Raw genomic sequence first — 23,653 nt, 5'->3', positions numbered from 1 at the left:
TCGCTGAGAAACGTCGTCGGTCGCTACGCGAGGGTGCGAGCGAGGAACCCGAGGGCTTCCGCGTCGTCGTGCGCGGCGCCCGCCTCGTGGCCGTTGTACGGCCAGACCCGCATCTCCTTGGGGCCCGCGTACACGTTGTGCGCGGCGAAGACGGTCGACGGCGGCACGACGGCGTCCATGAGGGCGGCGGAGAACCGCGCCGGCGCATGGCTGCGTCGTGCGAAGTGGGTGCCGTCGACGTAGGCGAGGGTGCGCAGGGCGGCGTCGACCTTGTCGCGGTGGGTGGCGAGGTAGTCGGTCACCTCGCGGAAGGGGTACTCGTCCGTGATGACGATCGCGCGCGCGATGTCGCACAGGAAGGGCACGAGCGAGACGACGGCGGCCAGGTCAGGCACGAGGCCGCCGACGGCGAGCGCGATCGCGCCGCCCTGGCTCTGCCCGAGGACCGCGACGCGGTCTGGGTCGACGCCCGGGAGCCTGCGGGCCGCGTCGACCGCCCGGACGCCGTCGGTGTACAGCCGGCGGTAGTAGTACTGCTCCGGGTCCTCGATGCCACGGGTCATCACCCCCGGCACCTGCGGCCCGGAGCCCCACAGGTCCGGTGTGTCGCCGCGGCTCCACGTGGCGCCCTGCCCTCGCGTGTCCATCTGCAGGTGGGCGTAGCCCGCCGACGCCCACAGGAGGTTCTCGAGATGACTCCCACGCCCGCCGCCGTAGCCGACGTACTGCACGACCACGGGTAGCGGTCGGTCGACCCCGGCCGGGCGCCGGTACCAGGCGCGGATGGGCTCGCCGCCGAACCCCGGAAAGACGGCGTCATGAACCTCGAGCGTGGTCAAGGGGCTCGCCACCGCGGTCAGTCGCGGTGCCACGTCGTGGACGCGGGCCTCGTCCAGCGTGCGCGTCCAGAACGCGTCGAAGTCGGCCGGTTCGGCGTGGTTGCTGCGGTGATGCCAGAGCTCGGTGTCGGGCAGGTCGGTGTACACGTGTCCTCCTCGTTGAGGCGGGCCGTTCCAGGAGCGCGGTAACCCGAGCCCAGTCAGGCCGAAGTCGCGGGCGCCCCGGTCGAGGCACGCTCGATGAGCTCGGTGGGCAGTTGGACGTGCGTGCTGCGCTCGTCGGTGCCGTCCATGAGGTGGATCAGCAGCCGCAGGGCCTCGGACCCCATCAGCTGGATCGGTTGGCTGATGGTCGTGAGCGGGGGACTGGTCAGCACCGACTCGGGCACGTTGTCGAAGCCCACGATCGAGAGGTCGTCCGGGATCCTGAGCCCGAGCTCGCGTGCGACGTCCATGGTGCCGATGGCCGAGAGGTCGTTGGCCGCGAAGATCGCGGTCGGGCGCTGCGGGAGCGACAGGAGCTCGTGCGCCGGCTCGTGCGCGCTCTCGCGACGGTAGCCGCCGACACGCATGAGCTCCGGCTCGACGGGAATGCCGGCGGTGGCCAGCGCCGTCCGGTACCCCTCCTCCCGCAACCGGGACGACTCCAGGTCCGGGCGCCCTCCGAGAAAGCCCACACGGCGGTGCCCCAGCTCGAGCAGGTGCTCGGTGGCGACCAGGGCGCCAGTGAAGTTGTCCGAGTCCACCGTGGGCATGCCCGACGGCCCGGAGTGCGGGTCGATGGCGACCACGGGGACGGACCCGCCGGAGTCGACGACGGTCGGGGTGACGAGGATCGCGCCGTCGATCAGAGTCCCGCCGAGGCGAGAGAGGTAGCGACGCTCCCAGCCGACCGAGGTGCCCGCGCGGCCGCCGCCCGAGTAGGCCAGCAGCTCGTACCCCGTGCCGCCGACCGCCTGCGAGACGCCCTTGAGGATCTCGGTGCTGAAGGGCTCGAACTCCGCCACCAAGATCCCGACGACGTTAGTCCGGTGGCTGCGCAGGCTGCGCGCGACCAGGCTCGACTCGTACCCGAGGTCGTCGATCACCTTCTGCACCCGCTGCACGGTGGCGGAAGCCACCCCGTACCTGCCGTTGATCACCTTCGACACCGTGGCGGCGGACACCCCGGCGGTACGCGCCACGTCGTGGATGGTCACGCGCTGCAGCTGGTCGGTCACGCGCACCATCGTAACCGGAACTAAACCGTTATCGATAACGATTGACACCGACAAAACGGCCGTGGCATCCTCGTCGGGTTCTTGATGTCAACGACGACGAAGGAAGCTCACTATGGCGAGCAAGCGAGCCCTCTCGGCCGTGGCGCTGGGCGCCGGCGCCGCGATGATCCTCGGCGCATGCGGGGGTGCGGGCGGCGACACCGGGTCCGAGGCTGCTGATGGGGACAACGTCCTGACCTGGTGGCACAACTCGAACAACGATCCCGGCAAGGCGTACTACGAGCAGGTGGCTGCCGACTTCGAGGCGGACAACCCGGGTGTGACCATCGAGATCAGTGCGATGGCGCACGAGGACATGCTCACCAAGCTCGACGCGGCCTTCCAGACCGGTGCCGCGCCCGACGTCTACATGGAGCGGGGCGGCGGCGAGCTCGCCTCGCACGTCGAGGCGGGTCTCGTCCAGGACCTCTCCGAGGCGGCGGCCGACGAGATCGAGATGATCGGCCCCTCGATCTCGGGCTGGCAGTACCAGGACAAGACGTACGCGTTGCCCTTCTCCGTCGGCGTCGTGGGCTTCTGGTACAACAAGGCGCTCTTCCAGCAGGCCGGTATCACGCAGGCTCCGGCGACGATGGACGACCTGTACGAGGCCATCGACAAGCTGAAGGCCGCGGGCATCGAACCCATCTCGGTCGGCGCCGGCGACAAGTGGCCGGCTGCGCACTACTGGTACTACTTCGCCGTCCGGGAGTGCAGCCAGGAGGTCCTCACCGACGCTGCCGCGTCCCGCGACTTCTCCGACGAGTGCTTCGTGAAGGCCGGCGAGGACCTGCAGGAGCTCGTCGAGAAGGAGCCGTTCAACTCCGGTTTCCTGGCCACCCCCGCCCAGACCGGCGGTACCAGCGCCTCGGGTCTGCTGGCCACCGGAAAGGTCGCGATGGAGCTCGCCGGTCACTGGGAGCCCGGTGTCATGCAGGGCCTCACCGAGGACAAGAAGGGGCTCGGCGAGAACACCGGCTGGTTCCCGTTCCCGGCTGTCGACGGCGGTGAGGGTGACCCGACCGCGCCGCTGGGTGGTGGCGACGCGTGGGCCTGCTCCGCGGAGGCCCCGCCGGAGTGCGTCGACTTCATCAAGTACCTGCTCAGCGACGAGGTGCAGATCGGCTTCGCGGAGAACGACATGGGCGTGCCGACCAACCCGGCCGCGACGGGGTCGGTGAAGGACCCGGCGCTCGCCCAGCTCGTCACCGTCCGCGACGAGGCGCCGTACGTCCAGCTGTACCTCGACACCCTGTTCGGGGAGAACGTCGGCGGTGCGATGAACGACGCGATCGCGCTGATGTTCGCCGGGCAGGGAAGTCCGCAGGACATCGTCGACGCGACCCAGGCCGCGGCCGACAGCGAGTGATCCCATGGCAGACGACGTGACCGCCCGCCCGGCCAGCGCGGCCGCCGAGACTGCCCCCATCCGCGACGGAGCTCGCGCCGTCGACCAGGCCCCGGCCCGGTCGACGGCGCGAGCCGGCGCCGGACGACGGCGCCGGGCAGGGTCGGTCTCCACCGGCACGCGCAAGCGCCTGGAGATCGCCTTCTTCGTCACCCCCGCCCTGGTGCTGTTCGTCCTCTTCGTCGTGGTGCCCGTCGTCCAGGCGGTGCGCTACTCCACGTTCAGGTGGAACGGCCTCGGTCCGATGGACGACTTCGTCGGGCTCAAGAACTACGCGAACGCCCTTCGCGACCAGATCTTCACCGACGCGGTGATGAACAACCTGACCATCGTGGTCCTGTCGATCGTCATCCAGCTGCCGCTGGGCCTCGCCATCGCGTTGCTGCTCAACCGGGACATGTGGGGCCGCTCCGCGATGCGGGTCATCATCTTCGTCCCGTACGTCCTCGCTGAGGTGGTGGCCGGCGTCGTCTGGCTCATGCTCTTGCAGCCCGGCGGCATGGTCGACGCCGTCCTGGAGTCAGTCGGTCTGGGCGACCTGACCCAGCTCTGGCTGGGTGACCCGGAGATCGCGCTCTACACCGTCATGGTCGTGCTGACCTGGAAGTACCTGGGCCTGGCGGTGATCCTCTTCCTCGCGGGGCTGCAGGGCGTGCCGACCGACCTCTACGAGGCTGCCCAGCTCGACGGTGCGTCCTGGTGGCAGGTGCAGCGCAGGATCACCATCCCGCTGCTGGGCCCCACCATCCGCACGTGGGCGTTCCTGTCCATGATCGGATCGCTGCAGCTGTTCGACATGGTGTGGATCCTGACGAAGGGCGGCCCGGCGAACTCGACCATGACGATGGCCACCTACCTGATCAACCAGGGGACCAACCGGGGCCTGTACGGCTATGCCTCCGCGGTGGCGGTGCTGTTGTTCGGCATCTCCCTGGTCCTCGCCGCCTTCTACCAGTTCTTCGTCCTGCGCCGGGACAACCAAGACGCCCCGAAGCCGAGAAAGGTGGTGGCCCGATGAGCGCACCCGTGGTGACTCCGGCCCCCGGCCGGCCGGTGACCCTGGACGCCCCCCGGCGCCGCGGGGGCAACGCGGCGGGCGTCCGTAACCCGCTGGTCTACGCCGCCGCCCTCGTCGTGATCGCTGCCACGCTCGGCCCGGTCGTCTACGCGGTCCTCGGCGGCTTCCGGTCCAACGCGCAGCTTGCCGCGGACCCCGTGAGCCTGCCGGACCCGTGGGTGACGACCAACTTCATGAACGTCTTGACGTCGGTGAGCTTCTGGCGCTTCGCGTTCAACTCGACCGTCATCGCCCTGGTCACGACGGTGATCGTCGCCGTGTTCGGCGTGATGGCGGCGTACCCGCTGGCTCGGTACCGGTTCAAGGGCCGCGAGACGCTGACCACGGTGTTCACCCTGGGGCTGCTGTTCCCGCTGACGGTGGCGATCATCCCGCTGTTCCTGATGCTGCGGGACTTGAACCTGACGAACACCTTCTGGGGGGTGGCGCTGCCGCAGGCGGCGTTCGCGCTGCCGATGACGATCGTCATCCTGCGCCCGTTCCTGATGGCGCTGCCGCAGGAGCTCGAGGAGGCGGCGATGCTCGACGGCACGTCGCGGGTCGGGTTCTTCTGGCGGATCGTGCTGCCGCTCTCCGCCCCCGGTCTGGTCACCGTCGGCGTGCTGGCGTTCGTGGCGTCGTGGAACTCCTACCTGCTGCCGCTGCTCATCCTCAGCGACCCCGCAACGCAGACCCTGCCGCTCGGGGTGGCGACCTTCTCCAGCGAGCACGCGCAGGACACCGCCGGAGTCCTCGCCTTCACGTCGCTGGCCATGATCCCCGCGCTGGTGTTCTTCCTGGCCATGGAGAAACGCATCGTCAACGGGCTGCAGGGCGCCGTCAAGGGCTGATCCGCTCGGGCGCCATCGCGCCCTTGCATGAGTCGTTCCGCACGACGCAGCCGCGAGGTCGCGGTGGCCGTGCGCCCGAAAAGTGAGGAAGAACCGTGACAGAAGTCCAGGTCGGCGCCGATCGCACCGACGCAGGGGTGGTCTCCGGGGTGCAGGAGCGAGCCAGCGACCGTGTCCGCGGCCTGCTGGAGCAGATGACGCTCGAGGAGAAGCTCGCCCAGATCGTCGGTCTGTGGGTCGGCGCAGGGGTCGACGGCGAGGTGGTCGCCCCGTTGCAGGACGCCATGCTGGGTGAGACGGCGCCGGGGTTCGAAGACTTCGCGGTGCACGGGCTCGGCCACCTGACGCGGGTGTTCGGGACCCGACCGGTGGAGCCTTCGACCGGGCGCCGTGCCCTGTGGGATGCGCAGCGCTGGCTCGTGACGAACACACGACTGGGGATCCCCGCCATCGCGCACGAGGAGTGCCTCACGGGACTCGCCGCCTGGAAGGCGGCGACATTCCCCACACCGCTCGCGTGGGGAGCCAGCTTCGACCCCGACCTCGTCGAGACCATGGGTGCCGCGATCGGCGCCAGCATGGCGAGCCTCGGGGTCCACCAGGGGTTGGCACCGGTGCTCGACGTCGTGCGGGACCCGCGCTGGGGGCGGGTCGAGGAGTGCATCAGCGAGGACCCGTACGTCGTGGGCACCGTGGGGACCGCCTACGTCCGCGGCCTGCAGAGCGCAGGGGTCATCGCCACGCTCAAGCACTTCGTCGGGTACTCCGCCTCCCGTGCCGGACGCAACCTCGCCCCCGTGAGCGCGGGCCCGCGCGAGGTCGCCGACGTCCTCCTGCCGCCGTTCGAGATGGCGGTCCTCGACGGGGGTGTCCGCTCCGTCATGCACGCCTACACCGAGATCGACGGCATGCCCGTCGCCGCCGACCCGGACCTGCTCACCGGTCTGCTGAGGGACCGCTGGGGATTCGACGGCACCGTCGTGGCCGACTACTTCGGCGTCGCCTTCCTGCACACGCTGCACGGCGTGGCCGCGGACCTCGGGGACGCCGCCCGTCAGTCGCTCGAGGCCGGCATCGACATCGAGCTGCCGACCGGCAACGCGTACCTCGGGCCGCTGACGGCCGCGGTGGAGGCGGGGCACGTACCGATGGAGCTCGTGGACCGAGCCACCCTGCGGGTGCTGCGACAGAAGGAGGAGCTCGGGCTCCTCGATCAGGACTTCTCGACACCGTCGGACGGGGCGGAGGTGGACCTCGACCCGGCCGGGCACCGCGTCATCGCGCGACGCCTGGCCGAGGAGTCCGTCGTGCTGCTCTCGAACTCCGGGGTCCTGCCGCTGCAGCACCCGGCGCGGGTCGCCGTCGTCGGCCCCAACGCCGACCGGGCCCAAGCGCTGTTCGGCTGCTACTCCTTCGTCAACCATGTCCTCGACCAGCACCCGGGAACAGAGCTCGGCATCGAGGCACCCACCGTCGTCGACGCGCTCCGCCACGAGCTCACCGGAGCGGACGTCACCCATGCGACCGGCTGCGCCGTCGACGACGACGACCGGTCCGGCATCTCGGCCGCCGTCGCTGCGGCCGAGGCCGCCGAGGTGGCGATCGTCGTCGTCGGCGACCAGGCCGGCCTGTTCGGCCGCGGGACGGTCGGGGAGGGCTGCGACCGGGACGACCTGGAGCTGCCCGGCGTGCAGCGTGAGCTGGTCGAGGCGGTGCTCGCCACCCGGACACCGGTGGTGCTGGTCATGCTGACCGGACGGCCCTACGCCGTGGACTGGGCGCTGGACAGGTGTGCCGCCGTCGTGCAGGCGTTCTTTCCCGGAGAGGAGGGCGCCTCCGCTTTGGCGGGGGTGCTCTCCGGTCGGGTCAACCCCTCGGGGCGGCTCCCGGTCACGCTGCCGCGATCGGCCGGGGCCCAGCCGTACTCCTACCTGCACCCGCGACTGGGCGGCGCCTCGTCCGTGAGCAACGTCGCGACCGCCCCTGCCCTGCCGTTCGGCCACGGCCTGAGCTACACCACCTTCACCTACGCGAACTTCCGGCTGGCAGCGGGCGAGGTCGACACCGCAGGGACCATCGGCGTGACGGTCGATGTGCGCAACGCCGGGGACCGGGACGGTGCCGAGGTGGTGCAGCTCTACGGTCACGACCTCGTCGGATCCATCACCCGACCCGTGGCGCAGCTCCTCGCATTCGCGCGCGTCGAGCTCGCTGCGGGGGAGAGCGCCACCGTGCAGCTGACCGTCCCGACGACGCGGCTGGCGTTCAGCGACCGGCAGATGCGCCGCGTCGTGGAGCCCGGTGCCGTCGACCTGTGGGTCGGCCGCTCGTGCGCCGAGCGCGTGACCGAGACCCAGGTGACCCTGGTCGGCGAGACGCACGAGGTGACACTCAGCGACTCGCGCTGGTCGCGGGTCGAGGTCATTCGCGGGACATGACCGGGCAGAGCTGAGAGGGGGCCCCATGGGCCACGTCACCGGGGTGGCCGGGGGCGCCGCGCGCCGACCCGGCGGTGCATCGGCCTGGGCATCGGTCGCATCGCCGGAGGGTGCTGCGCCGGGGCCGCAGAGCGAGGGCGTCGCAGGCTACCTGTTCGCCTTCTTCGCCGGTGACCATGAGCCGCACGGCGAGGAGGTCCGGTTCGCGCTGAGCGCCGGAGCCGACCCCCTGCACTGGCGCACACTGCCCGGTCTGGGCACCCTCGCCTCCACGATCGGGACCAGGGGCGTCCGTGACCCGTTCCTCATCCGCCTGTCGGACGACGAAGGCTTCGCGCTCCTCGGCACGGACCTTCGGGTCTACGCGAGCGGCGACTGGGACGCCGCAGCCCGGCACGGCAGCCGAGACATGCTGGTGTGGCGCTCCGACGACCTCATCTCGTGGGGCGCGCCGCAGGCGGTGACGATGATGCCCGCCGAGGCCGGCTGCGTCTGGGCCCCGGAGGCGGTCCACGACCCAGCCACGGGGGAGCACCTGGTGTTCTGGGCGTCCACCCTCTACGACCCGCAGGACCTTCACCACGCCGGCGAGTCCTACCACCGCATGATGGCCGGCCGGACCCGGGACTTCCGCACGTTCTCGCCGCCCACCGTCTGGGCCGACGCGGGGACCGCGACGATCGACTCGACCGTGGTGCAGGACGACGCCGGTCTCTTCTACCGGTTCACCAAGGACGAGCGGAAGGAAGACGGTGACTACGCCGGCTTCGTGTTCTCCGAGCGGTCCGCGAACCTCGCAGCGACCCGGTGGGAACCGGTGGCACGGGATCTCGGCCGGTCCCGGGCGGGTCGACCAGGCCTCAGACGCGCGGAGGGGCCGATCGTCGTGCGCGAGCCCGGGGGCGACGGGTGGTTGCTCTTCCTGGACGAGTTCGGCCACCGCGGCTATCTGCCGCTTCGGGCCGATCGGCTCGACTCAGCTCACTGGACGCTCGTGGAGGACCACGCGTTGCCGCCCGAGGAGTGCCGCCACGGTTCGATCATGGCGTTGACCGCCGCCGAGTACGCGCGTCTGGTGATGCTGACGACGGACTAGCTGGTGCCACAGCAGGCACAGTTCCGCCACGGTGAGGGCACTCGGCGTCTCGTGTTTGATCGCGGGCTCTGATCCCGGGCTCTCGAGCGACATCGCACACGTCGCGACCGTCATCAACGACGAGCGGGAGCGTGCAGGGCTGACCTCCCTGACTACTGCCACGTAGCGTTACCCTCGCGCGCTGCCTCTGCCCGGTGCGGTGCCGTGGAGCGATGGAGGAGGACATGCCCGCGAGGCGCCGGCTGTGTCCACATTCGCTGCCGGTCCACAGTGATGGCTCAGTCGCGCGAGCAGTCAGTTTCACCCGGCCTGCGCCGGCTGCCGTGGTGGCGCCAACCAACGACCCTGCTCGGGCCAGCCGCAACGATCATGTCCGGCGACCATGTGCGCCCTGACTGATGGACGACCCGACGGAACCTGACTATGTGGGGTGCGCCAGCGGCTCCGGGACGTTCGGCGGACCGTCGGTCTGGTTGATCGGGCCGAGGGGACGTTGCGCGGTCGGCCGGCGCTTCGGCGCGGGGCTGGATGCCCACATCGTGGAGTCGAGTGCCGTTCTGATCGGGCACGTATTGGGCACGACAACAAGGCGGGCCCCTCGAAAGGGGCCCTGACCTGCGATTTCATTGGCTCCCTCGACTGGACTCGAACCAGTGGGACAGGCCTGCTCCCGCTACTGGGCCCATCTCGGTTTATGGCCGCTGACCTGCGGTTACGCGATCCAGTGACGGTGCACCGAGACACACCAGATACCCTTTTGGGCACTCCCTTATTGCACGACTATTGCACGACCGGAAGCTCCGGAGGCGCCCATGGTCCGCCCGCGAACGCGCCGCTCATGGGGCAGCGTCCGCCGCCTTCCGTCCCAGCGATACCAGGCCACGTACACCGGCCCGGACCTGGCGCGCTACACGGCCCCCGACACGTTCGCTTCCAAGGTAGAGGCGGAGGCGTGGCTCATGCGCATCCGCGACGCCATCGCCGCCGGCACCTGGGGCCGCGCGGAGCTCGCAGCCCAGGAGCGTGAACGCACCGCGACGACGTTCGGGGAGTACGCCAACGCCTGGCTCGCCGGACGAGACCTGAAGCCCCGCACCCGCGCGCACTACCGCCGGCTCCTGGACACGCGACTCCTCCCCGCCTTCGCCGACGAGCGCCTCGCCGACGTCACCCCCGCGCAGGTGCGGATGTGGCACGCCGCGCTCGACCCCGGCACGCCCACGATCCGCGCCCACGCCTACGCCCTGCTCCGCACCATCTACACCACCGCGGTGACCGACGACCTCGTGCCCACGAACCCGTGCCGCATCGCCGGCGCCGGGGCCACCAAGCGGGCTCGCACGATCCGTCCGGCCTCTCTGGCGGAGCTCGAGGTCTTGACCGCTGCGATGCCCGACCAGCTCCGGCCCATGGTGCTCGTGGGCGCCTGGTGTGCGCTCCGATTCGGCGAGCTCGTCGAGCTGCGCCGCAGCGACGTCGACCTGGACGAGGCGGTCATCCGTGTGCGTCGGGGGGTGGTGCGGGTCGGCTCGGAGGTCATTGTCGGTACACCGAAGTCGGCCGCCGGCGTCCGGGACGTGGCGGTGCCTCCGCACCTGGTTCCCGTTCTCCGGCGTCATCTCGAGCTGTACGTCGGGCGGTCGAGGGACGCTCTGCTCTTCCCGGCGAGCGACGGGCGGAACATGGGTCCGAACAGCCTTTACTGGCACTTCTACCAGGCTCGAGAGGCGGCTGGGCGACCCGATCTCCGGTTCCACGACTTGCGCCACACCGGAGCGGTGCTCGCGGCGTCTACCGGCGCGACCTTGGCTGAACTGATGGCTCGCCTGGGGCACTCGACGCCAGCCGCAGCGATGAAGTACCAGCATGCCGCGGCCGACCGGGATCGGGTGATCGCCGATGCGCTCTCACGGCTTGCGAATGGTTCCCGCGACTGAAGACGAGACGGCAAGACGCACAAACGTGCGCGGTCGGCTGTTAGCGTCCGTGGAGGTTGCCAGTGCTTCCGGTGCTCGTGCCTGGGCGGTCCGGCGAGGTCGCTGATGTCCGCAGTTGCGGACCTCCGGTCCTTGTCCGTCCATCAGCGGCCCGAGCCGAGGGCGCGCGTGCTGGATCGCGGGATGGGCGTGGAGCTGCGTGACCACCTGTGCTACGACAAGGGCGACCCGGCCGGTCGCGGGTCGCCGAACTCCCGCAACGGCTCGACGCCGAAGACGCTCGCGACGGAGGTCGGGAGCGTCCCGGTGGCGACGCCGCGGGATCGGGCGGGGACGTTCGAGCCGCGCCTGTCGACGCCGCCTGAATACCTGACCCCACGTGCCGAGGGAATCCCCCCTGTCACTCTCACCTCCAGGAGATCACGCCAGGGATCGAATCAGGTGCGGCTGAGCTCGACCGCTGGGGTGGCCGTGACGTCCAGGACCCAGTCGACGCCCTTGCGCTCGAAGCCGAGCTTCTCGAAGTACCCCGGCGGCCGACCCGCCGCGCCGCTCACGACCACGCGGTAGAACCCTCGAACAGCGACCGGGCCGCCGCGGCTGTAGACGAAGGCGCCCGGGTTGAGGTCTCGAAACCGAGGCATGGCGACATCGAGCTCGACGTACGCAACGCCACGGCCGTCGTCGCGTACCGCCACGAGCCCGATCGTCTCCTCGCCTGCCATCGTGAGGAAGATGGAGCGGCCAGCCACAAATGCGTTGGGGTCGAACGAGGGCTGGGCACGGCGCAACTCGGCGGCCCGGACCTGCAGCAGGTGCGTGACGTAGGGGTTCTCGGGCCCGACCTCGAGGAGGCTGTACGCCGGCTGCTCGTGCTGGGCACGGCGCAGCCGGACGAGCCAGTAGATGTTCACGACCGCGATCGCCGCGTTCATCGCGACGAAGGGCCAGATACCGAGGGCGACGTTGTACCCGGTGGCGATCAGGGATCCGATCAGGTTCAGCACACGAAAGCGCCACACGTTCGCGAGCATCAGCGACGCGACGACGAGCGCCGACCCGATCCATCCCAGAGTTTCGAGCACCATGCGAGAGGACACTAGCAGTCAGACATCCGTTGTCGAACAACTGTCATCGGGCCACAATTGTTCTCACCCGGGAGCAGCCGTTGACCAAACCGATCCAGAGGCCTACGGTCAGACTTCGGTTGTCGGTTGTCAGTCAACTTCCGTCAGGGGTCTACGAGAGGCAGGGAACGTGCGGACGATCGACTGGGTGCAGGGCGCGATCGAGATCGTCGACCAGACGGCCCTCCCCGCGAAACTCACCGTGCGCCGGATCGAGACACTCGACGGCTTGATCGCTGCCATCCAGGAGCTGGCCGTCCGGGGCGCACCAGCGCTCGGCGTCGCCGGAGCGATGGGGGTGGCTCAGCTCGCGCTCGCAGGCACTGACGTGGCCGAGGTTCGGGCGGGTGCGGCCCGGCTGCGCGAGGCCCGGCCCACGGCCGTCAACCTCTCCTGGGGGGTGGACCGCGCGCTGCGGCGGCTGGAGGCGGGCGCCGAGGCCGTCCTCGCGGAGGCGCTAGCGGTCCGCGACGAGGACCTGGCGGCCTGCATCTCGATGGGGCGGCACGGTGCGGACTACCTGCGTGCCGTCGTCCCCGACCGGGATATCCGCCTGATGACCGTCTGCAATACGGGAGGGCTGGCCGCCGTGGAGCGCGGCACCGCGCTTGGGGTCGCGCAGACGATCCATGAGCAGGGCTGGTTGCAGGAGGTCGTCCCGCTCGAGACACGTCCGCTGCTCCAAGGCGCCCGCCTGACCGCATGGGAACTGCAGCAGATGGGCGCCCCCTTCCGGTTGGTGGTCGACTCCGCCGGGCCGTTCCTGCTCTCTCGCGGAGCGGCCGATGCCGTCCTGATCGGAGCGGACCGCATCGCGGCGAACGGCGACACGGCCAACAAGGTCGGCTCATTCTCCCTGGCGCTGGCGGCGAAACACGCAGGGGTCCCGTTCATCGTTGTTGCCCCGGAGTCCACGGTCGACATGTCCACCACCAGCGGCGCTGACATCGAGATCGAGGACCGCGGGGCCGCCGAGATCACGTCGTTCGGCGCTCGGATCACAGCACCTCAGGGCACCGAGACGTACAACCCGGCGTTCGACGTCACGCCGCGCGAACTGATCACGGCGATCATCACCGACCGCCGTGTCATCCACCTGGACCGTGGCCAGGAACTGAACACCACTCCGCTCCAGCCGTCCCGTCAGTCCTGATTCATCGCCCACGAAGGAGTAGCAGTGACGACAAAGAAGTCGAACCTCGCAGCCGGAGCCCTGGGGCTCGCCGTGCTATTGGCCGGATGCGGCGGCGGTGCCTCGGGTGACGATCGCACAGCAGGTGCGTCAGCCGGTGACGGACCCACCTTCATCTACGTGACCAACACCCCCATTGGCATCAACAAGTTCCTCGAGCTAGGCAAGGTGGGAACCGAGGCGGCCGCCGAGGAGTTCGACGGTACGGCCAAGATCTACGAGAGCACTGACGACCAGAGCCGCCGGTCGAACCTTGAGGCCGCCATCGCCGAGCAGCCGGACGTCATCGTGCTCATCACGTTCGACTTCGAGGACATGGCCAAGGAGTACGCCGAGCGCAATCCCGAGCAGCAGTTCCTCATCGTCGATGCCTGTCCGGCGGACGGCCCGGAGAACCTGCGCTGCGCCGTCTTCCGCGAGCAGGAGGCCTCGTACCTGGTAGGAGTCGAGGCCGGCATGCTGAGCGAGAGCGGGAAGGTCGGCTCCGTGATGGCGCTCGACATTCCTTTCCTTCACCGCTACTCCGACTCCTTCGCAGCGGGCGCGCAGAGCGTGGACTCCGCGATCGATGACAGTCAGCTCGCGATCGGCGGCTCCAACCCGTTCGCTGACCCGGCCAAGGGCAAGGAGCAGGCGCTCTCGATGGCGGCCACCGGTGTGGACCAGATCTTCGCTGTCGCCTCGGGCAGCAACGGCGGCGTCTTCGAGGCCGCAGCCGAACAGGGCATCTACGGTTACGGCGTCGATATCAACCAGTGCCCGATGGCACCGGGCTACGTCGTCGACAACACGATGAAGGCTGTCGACGTCCTGGTCGTGTCCGAGATCGGCAAGATCCTTGATGGCAAGGCCGAGAGGGTCACCTCCTACGGTTTGGCCGAGGGCGGTATGGACCTGACGAGCCTCATGGAGGGTGCAGAGACGAGCCAGTGCGTCGTCATGGAGTACCCGGAGGTCATCGAGCGCGTCAAGCAGGTCAAGCAGGACATCATCGACGGCAAGATCGAGCTGCCGGACCCGGCAGCAAGCTGACAATGGACGAGGGGCCGGGTGGGCTGCGAGGCAGCCCACCCGGCCCGTTTCCGGTGCGCATCGCCGCGCACGAGGAAGGTGACAGGGTGGCGGAACTCGAGCTACGTGGGATCACCAAGAGGTTCCCTGGTGTCCTGGCCAACGACCAGATCGACATCAGCGTGGCCAAGGGTGAGATCCATGCCCTGATGGGCGAGAACGGTGCAGGGAAGTCGACCTTGATGTCGATCCTCTATGGCCTGTACCAGCCGGACGCGGGCGAGATCTGGCTGCGGGGCGAGAGGCGCCGGTTCAGCTCGCCCATCGAGGCCATCGATGCGGGTCTCGGCATGGTGTTCCAGGCTTTCAAGCTCTTCCCCTCCCTCACCGTGGCGGAGAACGTGATCTACCGGGAGGAGGTCACCCGACGCGGTCTGCTCGACCACCGCGAGGCGAACCGGCGAGTCACCGAGATCGCCGACCGCTACGGGCTGGCGGTCGACCCGACCGCCCGGGTCGAGCGGGTGCCGGTGGGGGTGCTCCAACGGGTGGAGATCCTCAAGGCGCTCTACCGCGACGCCCAGGTTCTCATCCTGGACGAACCCACCGCGGTGCTCACACCGCAGGAGGCCGAGCGGCTGTTCACGATCCTGCGCGCCCTCGCGGACGACGGCCGCACGATCATCTTCATCACCCACAAGCTCAAGGAGGTCATGGCGATCTCCGACCGCGTGACGATCCTGCGTGACGGGCGTGCTGTCGCCTCGCTGACCACCAGAGAGACGACCGCCGCCGAGATCACGCGGCACATGACCGGTCGGGACGTGGAGCTGCGGGCGTGGCCCGTCACGCGCCCGGCTGGCGCCCCGGTGCTGACGTGCGAGGGGCTGTCGGCGACGGGAGACGACGGACGGGTGGTGCTCGACAGCGTCGACCTCACAGTGAGAGCGGGGGAGATCGTCGGCATCGCCGGGGTCGCCGGGAACGGTCAGACGGAGCTGGCAGAGGTGATCGCTGGACTGCGCACGGCCGCCGGTGGTGTCGTGACGATCGCCGGCACCGAGGTGTCCCGGGCTGGCGTGGCGGCCCGCAGGAAGGCCGGCCTGGCCTACATCCCCGAGGACCGCCACGGCGTGGGTACGGCCCCGACGGCGGACGCCACCGACAACCTATCCCTGGGCCACCACCGTTCGGGGCCCCTTGTCAGGCGGGGCGTGTTGCAGCGGGGCCAGATGGTCGAGCGCGCCCGCGAGCTCATCGCCCGCTTCCAGATCAAGATCGCCGGCCCCGGGACCATGGTCGGGACGTTGTCCGGCGGCAACCTGCAGAAGATCGTGGTGGCCCGGGAGATGGCCTATCACGCACCGTTGCTGATCGCTGAGCAGCCCACCCGAGGGGTGGACATCGGCGCCATCGAGTTCGTCCATCAGCAGATCGCGCAGTACCGGGACGGCGGTGGCGCCGTGCTGCTCATCTCCGCCGAGCTGTCGGAAATCCTCAACCTCGCGCAACGCATCCTCGTCATGTTCGAAGGACGGGTCGTCGCCGAGCTGGACGCAGCAACCGCCACCGAGAGCGAGCTGGGCCTCTTCATGGCGGGCGGTGGGACGGGCATCTCGGCCGTGACCACGGTCGACGGGACCGAAAGTGAGCATGCACGATGAGCGTTGAGACGACCGACGTCGGGATGCCCGCGCCGTCCGCGCCCGCGGACCGGGGGCGACGTCGCGGACCCTGGCCGATCCTGAGACGGGCGGCGATGAGCCTGCTCGGGCCAGCGCCGGTCTCCATTGGCCTCGCCCTCGTCCTCGGCGGCGTGGTGATTGCCCTGGCCGGCGCCGACCCGATCACGGCATACCGGGTTATGGGCGAGGGTGCGCTGACGGGTCCCGGTCTGGTCAACACATTCCAGCGCGCAGTCCCGCTCGTCGGGATGGCGTTGGCGCTGGCGGTGGCCTTCCGGGCCGGGGTGTTCAATCTCGGTGGTGAAGGCCAGATGGTTCTGGGCGGCCTTGCCGGAACGGTCGTCGCACTCTTCGTCCCCGGACCCGGCCTGCTGGTCATGCTGCTCGCCTTCGCCGCGGCTGTCCTCGCAGGCGGGCTGTGGGGGGCGCTGTCCGCGGTCCTGGAGACCCGGCTCGCCGTGCCCATCTTGATCAGCAGCCTGTTGCTGAGCTACCCAGCGCGCTACTTCAGCTCCTATTTGGTGCGCTTCCCGCTCAAGGAAAAGGGATCCAGCCTCGTAGCCACCGAGCCCGTGCCGGAGGCCGTCCGGATCCCGTCGCTCCTCTCCGAGAGTTCTCCGCTCGGCGCCGCGATCGCACGAGCACTCGGCCCGGAGAATATCCTTGTGCGGCTCACGAGCACGCTCGACTGGAGCCTCGTCGTTGTCGCCCTGCTGATTGTCGCCGTCCTGGTCTTCAACCGCCGCACACCTGCCGGCTTCGAGGCAGGGATCACCGGTCTCAACCCGCACTTCGCGCGATACGCGGGTGTCCGCACGGACCGGCTCAAGGTCAGCACGATGTTCGTCAGCGGCGGAATCGCCGGGCTCGTCGGGATCATGCTGGTGCTCGGCAGCCAGATCCGGCTTGTCGACGGTGCCCTCATCGCCACGAACTACGCGTGGACAGGGCTGCTCGTCGCCCTGCTCGCCGGGAGCCGACCCCTGAGGGTCGCCGTGGCCGGAGCATTCTTCGCCGCCATCATCGTGGGCGGCGAGGCCATGCAACGCAGCGCCGGTGTCTCGGCGCAGATCTCGCAGCTCATCCAAGCGATCGTGATCGTCCTGATCGCGATCCGGGTCCAGGTGACCTGGCGCCGCCGCGCGAAGAGTACGGTCCGCGAGCAGTCCGACGACCTCGGGAGGGTCTGATGTTCTCTGTCGAGCTGCTGGACAGCGCACTCTTCGCGTCCGTGTTCCGTGCGCTGATCCCTATCCTGCTCGCGGCGATCGGCGGACTGATCTGCGAACGGGCCGGGGTGTTCAACATCGGCCTCGAGGGTCTGATGCTCTCCGGTGCCTTCGCCGCTGTCGCCGGGTCCTACTTCAGCGGCAGTGCGTATGCCGGTGTGCTGAGCGGGGTGGTGGCCGGAGTCGCGGTCTCGTCCGTCCTGGCATACGGAGCGGTCACCCGCAAGGGTGACCCGATCGTGCTCGCAGTCGCGCTGAATCTTTTCGCCGTGGGCATCACCGCCTTCCTGCTGGTTGCGGTCTGGGACGTCCGCGGAGTCTTCCAGGATCCCCGGATCGTCGGCTTGAAGACCATGCCCATCCCGGCGCTCTCCCAGCTCCCGTGGCTTGGCTCGGTGCTGTTTAACCTCACGCTCGTGGGGTACGTAGCCCTGCTGGTGGTCCCGGTGGTCCAGCTCGTGCTGTTCCGCACGGCGGTGGGGCTGCGTCTGCGCGGGGTAGGGGAGCGCCCGCTTGCCGCTTCCAGCCTCGGTGTCCAGCCAGGCAGATATCAGTACGGGGCGATCCTGGCGTCCGGTGCGCTGTGCGGGCTGGCCGGTGCGCAGCTGTCGCTTGGCAACGTGGTGCAGTTCGCGGAGAACATGACGTCCGGTCGCGGTTGGATCGCGGTCGTCGCCGTCATGCTCGCCCGTGCGCACCCGGTGGGTGTGCTGGGAGCGGCGCTCCTGTTCGGCTTCGCCGAAGCGATCGGGTTCCGGCTCCAGGGCAACGGGCTGCCGTCCCAGCTGACCGACGCTGCCCCCTACGTCGTCACGCTCGTTGCGCTGGTCGTCGCTCGCCGGCAGTTCGCGCGCGCGTCGACGTCCGTCGCTACCTGACGCGGGCCGGCCCCGGCCGGTCGTGAGCTCGCGCGTCCAACCCGCACCCGAACTATGACAGGAGACTCGCATGCCCACTGACGTCACCGCCGAGGAGATAGTGGAGTTGCTCCGCCTGGAGCCGCTGCCCGAGGAGGGCGGCCTGTACCGCCAGACGTACAAGGACGATCATTCGACGCTGATCTACTACTTGCTCGCCGGCGCCGACTTCTCGGCGCTGCACGTCCTGGACGCCGTGGAGGTCTACCACTGGTACGCAGGTGACCCGCTGGAGCTGCTGCTGCTCGAGCCGGACGGGTCCACCGCCCGAGTCCTCCTGGGACCGGACTTCCGGGCCGGTCAGCGACCTCAGCTCGTCGTGCCGGCAGGCGTGTGGCAGGGCTCGTCGTCGACCGGCTCGTGGACGCTGATCGGCACGACGATGGCGCCGGCGTTCAGCTGGGAGGCTTTTCGCCTGGGGGACCGCGCCGAGCTGATCCGGCAGTACCCGGGAGAGGCCGCGCGGATCGCGGCGCTCACACGCTGACAGGCCTGCAGACGAACGGGTAAGGGCTGGGCATCCGGAGAGGTGCCCAGCCCTTACCCGTCCGTCAGCCCGTGGTGCCTTGTCGGGTCAGGCGACGAGGGCGTTGAGCGCGGTGTCCAGCGCGCCGGCCACGGCCTCGTGGACGATCTCCCGGAAGGGTTGGTAGCCCGCCATGGACGGGTCGTGCTCGGCCAGGGGGTTGCCGTCGATCGCGAGCACCGCTCCTGCCTGCACGCCGTGCAGCGCCGCGATCACCAGCAGCGGGGCGATCTCCATCTCCACCGCCACGCACCCGGCCTGCTGCCAGAGTTCGTGGTCGTTGCCGAGGAGCGTGTGCGGGTAGAACGCGTCAGAGGTGAGGACGACGCCACGATGGACGTCTAGCCCGGTGCTCGCGGCGTGCTCGGAAAGCGCGACGACCACGGCGGTGTCGGCCACAGCCGGAAACGCCAGCGGGACGAGGTGCTGGCTGAGGCCGTCGCGGCGCACCGCGGCCGTGGCGATGACCAGCGAACCGTCGACGACGTCGGGCTGCAGACCGCCCGCCGTCCCCGAGCGGATGATCCGCTGGGCGCCGCCACGGCACAACTCCTCGAACGCCACGCCGGCCCCGGCGGCGCCGATGCCGTGTGAAACGACGCTGACGGCGGTGCCGTGGTACGTGCCGGTGAACGTCACGTACTCCCGGTTCTCCCCGACCTGGCGCGTATCGTCCAGCAGCTGCGCGGCCTTTCGTGCGCGAGCGGGATCGCCCACGACCAGCACGCGGGGTGCCAGGTCGCGGACCTTGATCTGGGTCAAGGTCAGGGTGTCGTCGGGTCCGAGCCGTACAGCGGTGCTGGTCATCGTGCCTCCTGGTTGGGGGTGTTCGGTGGGCCGAGCGGCGTCCCGTCGCTGTTCCGCGTCTGTGCGGGGATGGGCGTCGCCGTGGACGAGGTGCTGCCGGATTGCCGTCGATTCAACGGTCGGGAACTCACACGTCCGACAGAGCGTCGCGGCAGCGGCAGGTCGGGATGTCCGGAGCGGCAACGATGAGGGCGGCCAGCGCGGCACGGATGCGCCCCTGGTTCTCCGCCATGCGGCGCCACACGTCTCCTGCCCGGACGGGCTCGGCGTCGTCGGTGACCCCTGCGTCGTGGTCTGAGACGAACGAGACATTTAGGCAGCACATGGCCAGCTCGCGCGCCAGGGCGGTCTCGGGATGCTGGGTCATGCTCAGCACGTCCCACCCCATCTGCTGGAACCAGCGGGACTCCGCACGGGTCGAGAACCGCGGCCCCTGGATCACGACCGCGGTGCCTGTCGGGTGGTAGCGCTCACCTAGGCGCTTCATGACCTCGGTCGCCCGCGCCCGCAGCTCGGGGCAGTACGGGTCGGCCACGGAGACGTGGACGACCTTCGGGCCCTCGTAGAAGGTGTCGATGCGCCCGGACGTACGGTCGATGAACTGGTCGCACAGCACGAACTCACCGGGCTGGACGTCCGGCTTGAGGCTCCCGACGGCGGACGAGGTGATGACCGTCCGTGCGCCCATGTCGTGCAGCGCCCACAGGTTCGCGCGGTAGTTGATGGTGTGCGGCGCCAGCTCGTGCGCCCGCCCGTGACGGGTGATGAAAGCGACGTCCCTACCTCCGATCTGTCCGGTCGAGAGCGTGCTGCTCGGGGCGCCGTACGGCGTGGTGACAGCATGCTCGACGGCGCCGTCCAAGAGCTCGTAGAGCCCGGAACCGCCGATGACTCCCACGATGGTGCTCATGCGTCCTCACCTTTCAGCTCCCGGACGATACGAGTCGCTGTCGCGGCGACCCTCGCCTTGATCTGCTGCTCGTCCAACGTGGTGACGACTCCCTCGCGGACGACGTGCCGACCGTCGACGACGACGTGCCGCACGTCCTGCCCCTGCGCCGCGAAACCCAAGAAGGTCCCCAAGGAGTGCAGGGGCGTCGCTCTGGGGGAATCCGTGCGCACGACCACCAGGTCCGCCCACCGGCCGGCCTCGAGACTTCCGGTCTCGGGGAACCCCACAGCCCGTGCGCCCTCCGAGGTCGCCATCCGCAGGAAGGTCGCCGATCCGACGGCGCCCGCCTGCTGATGGTGGCCGCGTTGCAGAATCGTGCCGACCTTGATCTCCTCGAACATGTCGAGCGTGTTGTTGCTCGCGACGCCGTCGGTGCCCAGCCCGAGGGTGAGCCCGGCGGCCAGCATCGCCGGCACGGGGGCGACCCCGGAGCCGAGTTTGAGGTTCGAGACGGGGTTGTGGGAGACCGCGGCACCCGCGGCCGCGAGGATTTCGATGTCCTCGTCCGTGGCAGCAACGGCGTGGGCGACGAGCGTGGGCACCTCGAGGAGGCCCAGGCTCGCCACGTGCGCGATCGGGGTGCGGGCGTAGCGCGCGATGTTCTGGCGCACCTCGGTGGCGCCCTCCGAGAGGTGGATCTGCACGCCGACCTGGGCGGCGGCGGCGCGCCGGGCGACCTCTCGCAGGAGCTCGGGGGAGCACGTGTAGGGCGCATGCGGGCCGAAGGTGATGCGCACGTGGCGGTCCCCAGCGAATTCCTGGGCCAGCTGTTCCGTCAGGTCCATCGTCGCGCGGCCGTCCTGCGGGCTGGCGGTCGGGAAGCCGACCGAGTCCTCGGTGAAGATTGCGGGCGCGGCCAGCACCCGCATCCCGGCGCCCACCACGTCACCGAGCAGGGCTGCGTCCCAACGGAACATGTCCGCGAACGTCGTCGTGCCAGAACGCAGCATCTCGACCATGGCCAGGCGCAGGCCCCAGGCGATGTCCTCCGCGGTGAGCTTCACTTCGAACCGGCGCATGTCGCGCAGCCACTGCTCGAGGTCCTGGTCGTCGGAGAAGCCGCGCAGCGGGGTCATCGCAGAGTGCGCGTGTGCGTTGACCAGCCCCGGCATGACGATGTCACCGCTCACGTCCAGGTCGCCCGGGCGCGCCGGTCCTCGGCTGGGCCCGACATAGGTGAGCGTCCCGGACGTGCCGTAGGCGACTTCGCCTGCCGTGTGGACGGTACCGATCTTGTCCATCGTGACGACGGTGCCACCGACGATCCGGGTCTCAGATGACACGGTCGTTGCCTCCGTCCACAGGCACCTGGGCGCCCGTGGTGGTGGCGAACACGTCGGTGGTCATCGCGGTGACCATGCGCGCGACGCCGGCGCTGGTCACCTCGGCACCGAGCAGGTTGCGCCGTTTGTAGCTCTCGATGCTCATGCCGTAACGCTCGGCGCGGGCGGCAAGCAGCTCGGGTGTCCAGAGGCCCGTGTCGAACACCGCATCCGGGTGGACCGTGTTGATGCGGATACCGTCCTCGGCCCACTCGAGTGCAGCCACCCGGGCAAGCTGGTGAAGGGCTGCCTTCGAGGCGGAGTAGGCGGCGGCACCGGGCCCCGGCGCTGCCACGTTCTTGGACCCGACGATCACCACTCGTCCGTCCATGGGGGACTCCACGAGGAGCGGGTGCACCTGGCGGAAGAGTTCGGCGACTGAGTCGACGTTGACAGACATGGCCAGCCGCCAGCTGTCCGGCTCGAGCTGGGACAGCCGCTGGCTGGACGGGAAGATCCCTGCTGCGACCACCACGATGTCGACGCCGCCGAAGCGTTCGACTCCCGACCTGAGTGCCTCGCGCACCGCCGCCGGGTCGGTCACGTCGACCCGCAGTCCGAGCCACTCGACACTCGAGAACGACGTCGGGACGTCGGTCGAGATGTCCCAGCCCACCACGCTGGCGCCGGCCGCTAGCAGCGCCTCGGCGCAGGCGCGGCCGATACCCGAGGCGGCACCGGTAACGATTGCGACCTGCCCGGCGAGTTGGGGCGGGGATCCGGCACGCCGCAGTTTCGCCTGCTCCAGGTCCCAGTACTCCACGTCGAAGAGCTCACCCGCCGACGGCACCGTGAACCTGCCGAGTTGCTCGGCGCGCTCGAGGACGTCCATCGTGTGCCGGTAGATGTCGTTGACGACGTCCGCGGCCCTGCCACGACGCCCGACGGTGACCATGCCGAGCTCGGGGTCCAGGACGATCCGCGGTGCCGGGTCCAGCATGGTCAGCGGCCCGCGGCCGCGATCGTGATGCTCCTTGTAGTACTGCTGGTACGACTGGCAGTAGGCCGCGACGTCGCGCCCGAGCATGGGGGTGCGCTTGGTATAGATGACGTGGTCCGGCGTGGCGGTCCCGCGCTGGGTCAGGTCCGCAAGGTCGCTGCGCGCCAGGAAGCGGCGGACCCGCTCGTCCGTGTGGCGGGTGGTGACGACGGGGAAGCCCGCCGCCTCGCTCAGGGACCGTCGGAGCCGTGCGAGGGTCACGGCGTCCACGTCCGGCAGTGCGCGGGGTGCCACGGTGACGGGCCGGGGGGCTGCCGCGTCCAGGTACTTCTCCGCCAGCGTGATCAGCTCCAGGTGGCGCAGGTAGGCCTCCTCCGTGCTCGCGCCGAACGTGAAGAGCCCGTGGTTGAGCAGCACCATGCCGACGATGCCGTCGTGGTGCTGGACGGCCCACTGCTCGGCGCAGAGCCGTGCGAGGTCGAATCCCGGCATGACGTAGGGCAGGACGACGACGCGGTCTCCGAACACCTCGCGGACCACGGCCTCGCCGTCGGGCTGGTTGGTGAGGGTGACGATCGCATCGGCATGGCTGTGCTGCACAGCTGCGAACGGCAGGAAGGCGTGGAGCAGTGTCTCCACGGACGGGTTGGGTGCGCTGGCGTCCATCAGCGCGCACCGCAGAGCGTTCATCATCTCCGGGTCGCTCAGGCTCGTGGCGGTGAGGATCTCTCGCAGCCGGCCCAGCCGGAGCGGTGCGAAGCCGGCGGGTTCGATGGTGGCCAGGTCCCAGCCGCTCCCCTTGATCCACAGCACCTCCACGTCGCCCCCGACGACGTCGGGCATGGTGCCCTTCACCGACGTGTTGCCGCCGCCGTGCAGGACCAGGCTCGGCTCGGAGCCGAGGAGGCGCGAGCCGTAGGCGCACTCGTCGAGGGGGGTGGCAAGGCGCGCTGCCTCGGCCTGATTCCACCGGTGCTGCATGGGGAGATCTCCTGTCTAGAGCGCCGGTCGTCCCGGCGTAGAGCTGGTCTGAGGCCGTTCGCGCCGGGAGTGAGTCGCA

At 69.7% G+C, this 23,653-nt stretch carries 19 protein-coding genes and 1 pseudogene; 13 read left to right on the top strand and 7 right to left on the bottom strand.

The genetic code is table 11. The annotated features are described in order from the left end of the window. Positions 1-23: 23 nt before the first annotated feature. Both HIR71_RS03400 and HIR71_RS03395 read right to left on the bottom strand, forming a co-directional pair. Positions 24-986 carry an acetylxylan esterase gene (locus HIR71_RS03400; protein ID WP_169323436.1) on the bottom strand — a complete coding sequence of 321 codons (963 nt, stop codon included), beginning with the start codon at positions 984-986 and terminating at the stop codon, positions 24-26. Positions 987-1,039: 53 nt separating this feature from the next. Next, positions 1,040-2,059, bottom strand: a complete 1,020-nt coding sequence (locus HIR71_RS03395; protein ID WP_311836056.1) for a LacI family DNA-binding transcriptional regulator — start codon at positions 2,057-2,059, stop codon at positions 1,040-1,042. A 112-nt stretch (positions 2,060-2,171) separates the two neighbouring features. On the opposite strand from HIR71_RS03395, the gene HIR71_RS03390 reads away from it, so the two are divergent. The 7 genes and pseudogenes from HIR71_RS03390 to HIR71_RS03360 form a co-directional block, all read left to right on the top strand. Continuing rightward, positions 2,172-3,467: an ABC transporter substrate-binding protein gene (locus HIR71_RS03390; protein ID WP_169323432.1), complete on the top strand. Its 1,296-nt coding sequence runs from the start codon at positions 2,172-2,174 to the stop codon at positions 3,465-3,467. Positions 3,468-3,471: 4 nt separating this feature from the next. Further along, positions 3,472-4,524 (top strand): carbohydrate ABC transporter permease, encoded by a 1,053-nt coding sequence (locus HIR71_RS03385; RefSeq protein ID WP_169323430.1) that lies wholly within the window; start codon positions 3,472-3,474, stop codon positions 4,522-4,524. Beyond that, entirely contained in the window at positions 4,521-5,414 is an 894-nt protein-coding gene (locus HIR71_RS03380; RefSeq protein ID WP_169323428.1) for a carbohydrate ABC transporter permease, read from the top strand. The genes HIR71_RS03385 and HIR71_RS03380 overlap by 4 nt, the downstream gene beginning before the upstream one ends. Before the next feature lie 137 nt (positions 5,415-5,551). Continuing rightward, positions 5,552-7,852 (top strand): beta-xylosidase/alpha-l-arabinosidase, encoded by a 2,301-nt coding sequence (locus tag HIR71_RS03375; RefSeq protein ID WP_311836065.1) that lies wholly within the window; start codon positions 5,552-5,554, stop codon positions 7,850-7,852. 25 nt (positions 7,853-7,877) lie between these two features. Then, positions 7,878-8,948 (top strand): glycoside hydrolase family 43 protein, encoded by a 1,071-nt coding sequence (locus HIR71_RS03370; protein ID WP_169323426.1) that lies wholly within the window; start codon positions 7,878-7,880, stop codon positions 8,946-8,948. A gap of 812 nt (positions 8,949-9,760) precedes the next feature. After that, complete coding sequence (locus HIR71_RS03365) at positions 9,761-10,885, top strand: site-specific integrase (RefSeq protein ID WP_169323424.1); 1,125 nt, start codon at positions 9,761-9,763, stop codon at positions 10,883-10,885. 150 nt (positions 10,886-11,035) lie between these two features. Next, positions 11,036-11,236 (top strand): annotated as a pseudogene (locus HIR71_RS03360) (transposase); the annotation flags it as partial. An 86-nt stretch (positions 11,237-11,322) separates the two neighbouring features. Here the strand turns inward: HIR71_RS03360 and HIR71_RS03355 are convergent. After that, the gene (locus tag HIR71_RS03355) at positions 11,323-11,973 is read right to left on the bottom strand and encodes a hypothetical protein (protein WP_169323421.1); all 651 of its coding nucleotides are present in this window, start codon (positions 11,971-11,973) and stop codon (positions 11,323-11,325) included. A 169-nt stretch (positions 11,974-12,142) separates the two neighbouring features. Between HIR71_RS03355 and mtnA the strand changes: the two genes are divergently transcribed. The 6 genes from mtnA (at position 12,143) to HIR71_RS03325 (ending at position 18,533) form a co-directional block, all read left to right on the top strand. Next, positions 12,143-13,165, top strand: coding sequence for an S-methyl-5-thioribose-1-phosphate isomerase (mtnA, locus tag HIR71_RS03350; protein ID WP_169323419.1), 1,023 nt, complete (start codon positions 12,143-12,145; stop codon positions 13,163-13,165). A 24-nt stretch (positions 13,166-13,189) separates the two neighbouring features. Next, the gene (locus HIR71_RS03345) at positions 13,190-14,236 is read left to right on the top strand and encodes a BMP family ABC transporter substrate-binding protein (protein WP_311836055.1); all 1,047 of its coding nucleotides are present in this window, start codon (positions 13,190-13,192) and stop codon (positions 14,234-14,236) included. Positions 14,237-14,322: 86 nt separating this feature from the next. Further along, entirely contained in the window at positions 14,323-15,879 is a 1,557-nt protein-coding gene (locus tag HIR71_RS03340; protein ID WP_311836054.1) for an ABC transporter ATP-binding protein, read from the top strand. After that, entirely contained in the window at positions 15,876-17,090 is a 1,215-nt protein-coding gene (locus HIR71_RS03335) for an ABC transporter permease (RefSeq protein WP_169323415.1), read from the top strand. Before HIR71_RS03340 ends, HIR71_RS03335 begins: the two co-directional genes overlap by 4 nt. Then, positions 17,090-18,007: an ABC transporter permease gene (locus tag HIR71_RS03330; protein ID WP_169323414.1), complete on the top strand. Its 918-nt coding sequence runs from the start codon at positions 17,090-17,092 to the stop codon at positions 18,005-18,007. The genes HIR71_RS03335 and HIR71_RS03330 overlap by 1 nt, the downstream gene beginning before the upstream one ends. Before the next feature lie 70 nt (positions 18,008-18,077). Further along, entirely contained in the window at positions 18,078-18,533 is a 456-nt protein-coding gene (locus tag HIR71_RS03325; RefSeq protein WP_169323412.1) for a cupin domain-containing protein, read from the top strand. Between the two features lie 87 nt (positions 18,534-18,620). Here HIR71_RS03325 and HIR71_RS03320 read toward each other — a convergent pair whose 3' ends face one another. The 4 genes from HIR71_RS03320 to HIR71_RS03305 all read right to left on the bottom strand — a co-directional run bounded on the left by HIR71_RS03320 (position 18,621) and on the right by HIR71_RS03305 (position 23,574). Continuing rightward, entirely contained in the window at positions 18,621-19,379 is a 759-nt protein-coding gene (locus tag HIR71_RS03320) for a nucleoside phosphorylase (RefSeq protein ID WP_169323410.1), read from the bottom strand. Positions 19,380-19,506: 127 nt separating this feature from the next. After that, complete coding sequence (locus tag HIR71_RS03315) at positions 19,507-20,289, bottom strand: S-methyl-5'-thioadenosine phosphorylase (RefSeq protein ID WP_169323408.1); 783 nt, start codon at positions 20,287-20,289, stop codon at positions 19,507-19,509. Further along, the gene (locus tag HIR71_RS03310) at positions 20,286-21,614 is read right to left on the bottom strand and encodes an amidohydrolase (protein ID WP_169323406.1); all 1,329 of its coding nucleotides are present in this window, start codon (positions 21,612-21,614) and stop codon (positions 20,286-20,288) included. The genes HIR71_RS03315 and HIR71_RS03310 overlap by 4 nt, the downstream gene beginning before the upstream one ends. After that, positions 21,604-23,574 (bottom strand): bifunctional aldolase/short-chain dehydrogenase, encoded by a 1,971-nt coding sequence (locus HIR71_RS03305; protein WP_169323403.1) that lies wholly within the window; start codon positions 23,572-23,574, stop codon positions 21,604-21,606. The genes HIR71_RS03310 and HIR71_RS03305 overlap by 11 nt, the downstream gene beginning before the upstream one ends. Positions 23,575-23,653 lie beyond the last annotated feature (79 nt).

The organism is Cellulomonas fimi, from assembly GCF_012952065.1.
In the GTDB taxonomy this organism is placed as follows: Bacteria; Actinomycetota; Actinomycetes; order Actinomycetales; family Cellulomonadaceae; genus Pengzhenrongella; species Pengzhenrongella fimi_A.
Note: the sequence above shows the minus strand (reverse complement) of the source record. Positions and strands in the feature narration are given on the sequence as shown.

What these genes read in the sequence shown, in the direction of transcription:
- HIR71_RS03330 (WP_169323414.1), top strand. Translation starts at nt 17,090, where the DNA reads ATGTTCTCTGTCGAGCTGCTGGACAGCGCACTCTTCGCGTCCGTGTTC.
- HIR71_RS03305 (WP_169323403.1), bottom strand. Translation starts at nt 23,574, where the DNA reads ATGCAGCACCGGTGGAATCAGGCCGAGGCAGCGCGCCTTGCCACCCCC.
- HIR71_RS03355 (WP_169323421.1), bottom strand. Translation starts at nt 11,973, where the DNA reads ATGGTGCTCGAAACTCTGGGATGGATCGGGTCGGCGCTCGTCGTCGCG.
- HIR71_RS03325 (WP_169323412.1), top strand. Translation starts at nt 18,078, where the DNA reads ATGCCCACTGACGTCACCGCCGAGGAGATAGTGGAGTTGCTCCGCCTG.
- HIR71_RS03320 (WP_169323410.1), bottom strand. Translation starts at nt 19,379, where the DNA reads ATGACCAGCACCGCTGTACGGCTCGGACCCGACGACACCCTGACCTTG.
- HIR71_RS03385 (WP_169323430.1), top strand. Translation starts at nt 3,472, where the DNA reads ATGGCAGACGACGTGACCGCCCGCCCGGCCAGCGCGGCCGCCGAGACT.
- HIR71_RS03390 (WP_169323432.1), top strand. Translation starts at nt 2,172, where the DNA reads ATGGCGAGCAAGCGAGCCCTCTCGGCCGTGGCGCTGGGCGCCGGCGCC.
- HIR71_RS03380 (WP_169323428.1), top strand. Translation starts at nt 4,521, where the DNA reads ATGAGCGCACCCGTGGTGACTCCGGCCCCCGGCCGGCCGGTGACCCTG.
- HIR71_RS03365 (WP_169323424.1), top strand. Translation starts at nt 9,761, where the DNA reads ATGGTCCGCCCGCGAACGCGCCGCTCATGGGGCAGCGTCCGCCGCCTT.
- HIR71_RS03370 (WP_169323426.1), top strand. Translation starts at nt 7,878, where the DNA reads ATGGGCCACGTCACCGGGGTGGCCGGGGGCGCCGCGCGCCGACCCGGC.
- HIR71_RS03335 (WP_169323415.1), top strand. Translation starts at nt 15,876, where the DNA reads ATGAGCGTTGAGACGACCGACGTCGGGATGCCCGCGCCGTCCGCGCCC.
- HIR71_RS03315 (WP_169323408.1), bottom strand. Translation starts at nt 20,289, where the DNA reads ATGAGCACCATCGTGGGAGTCATCGGCGGTTCCGGGCTCTACGAGCTC.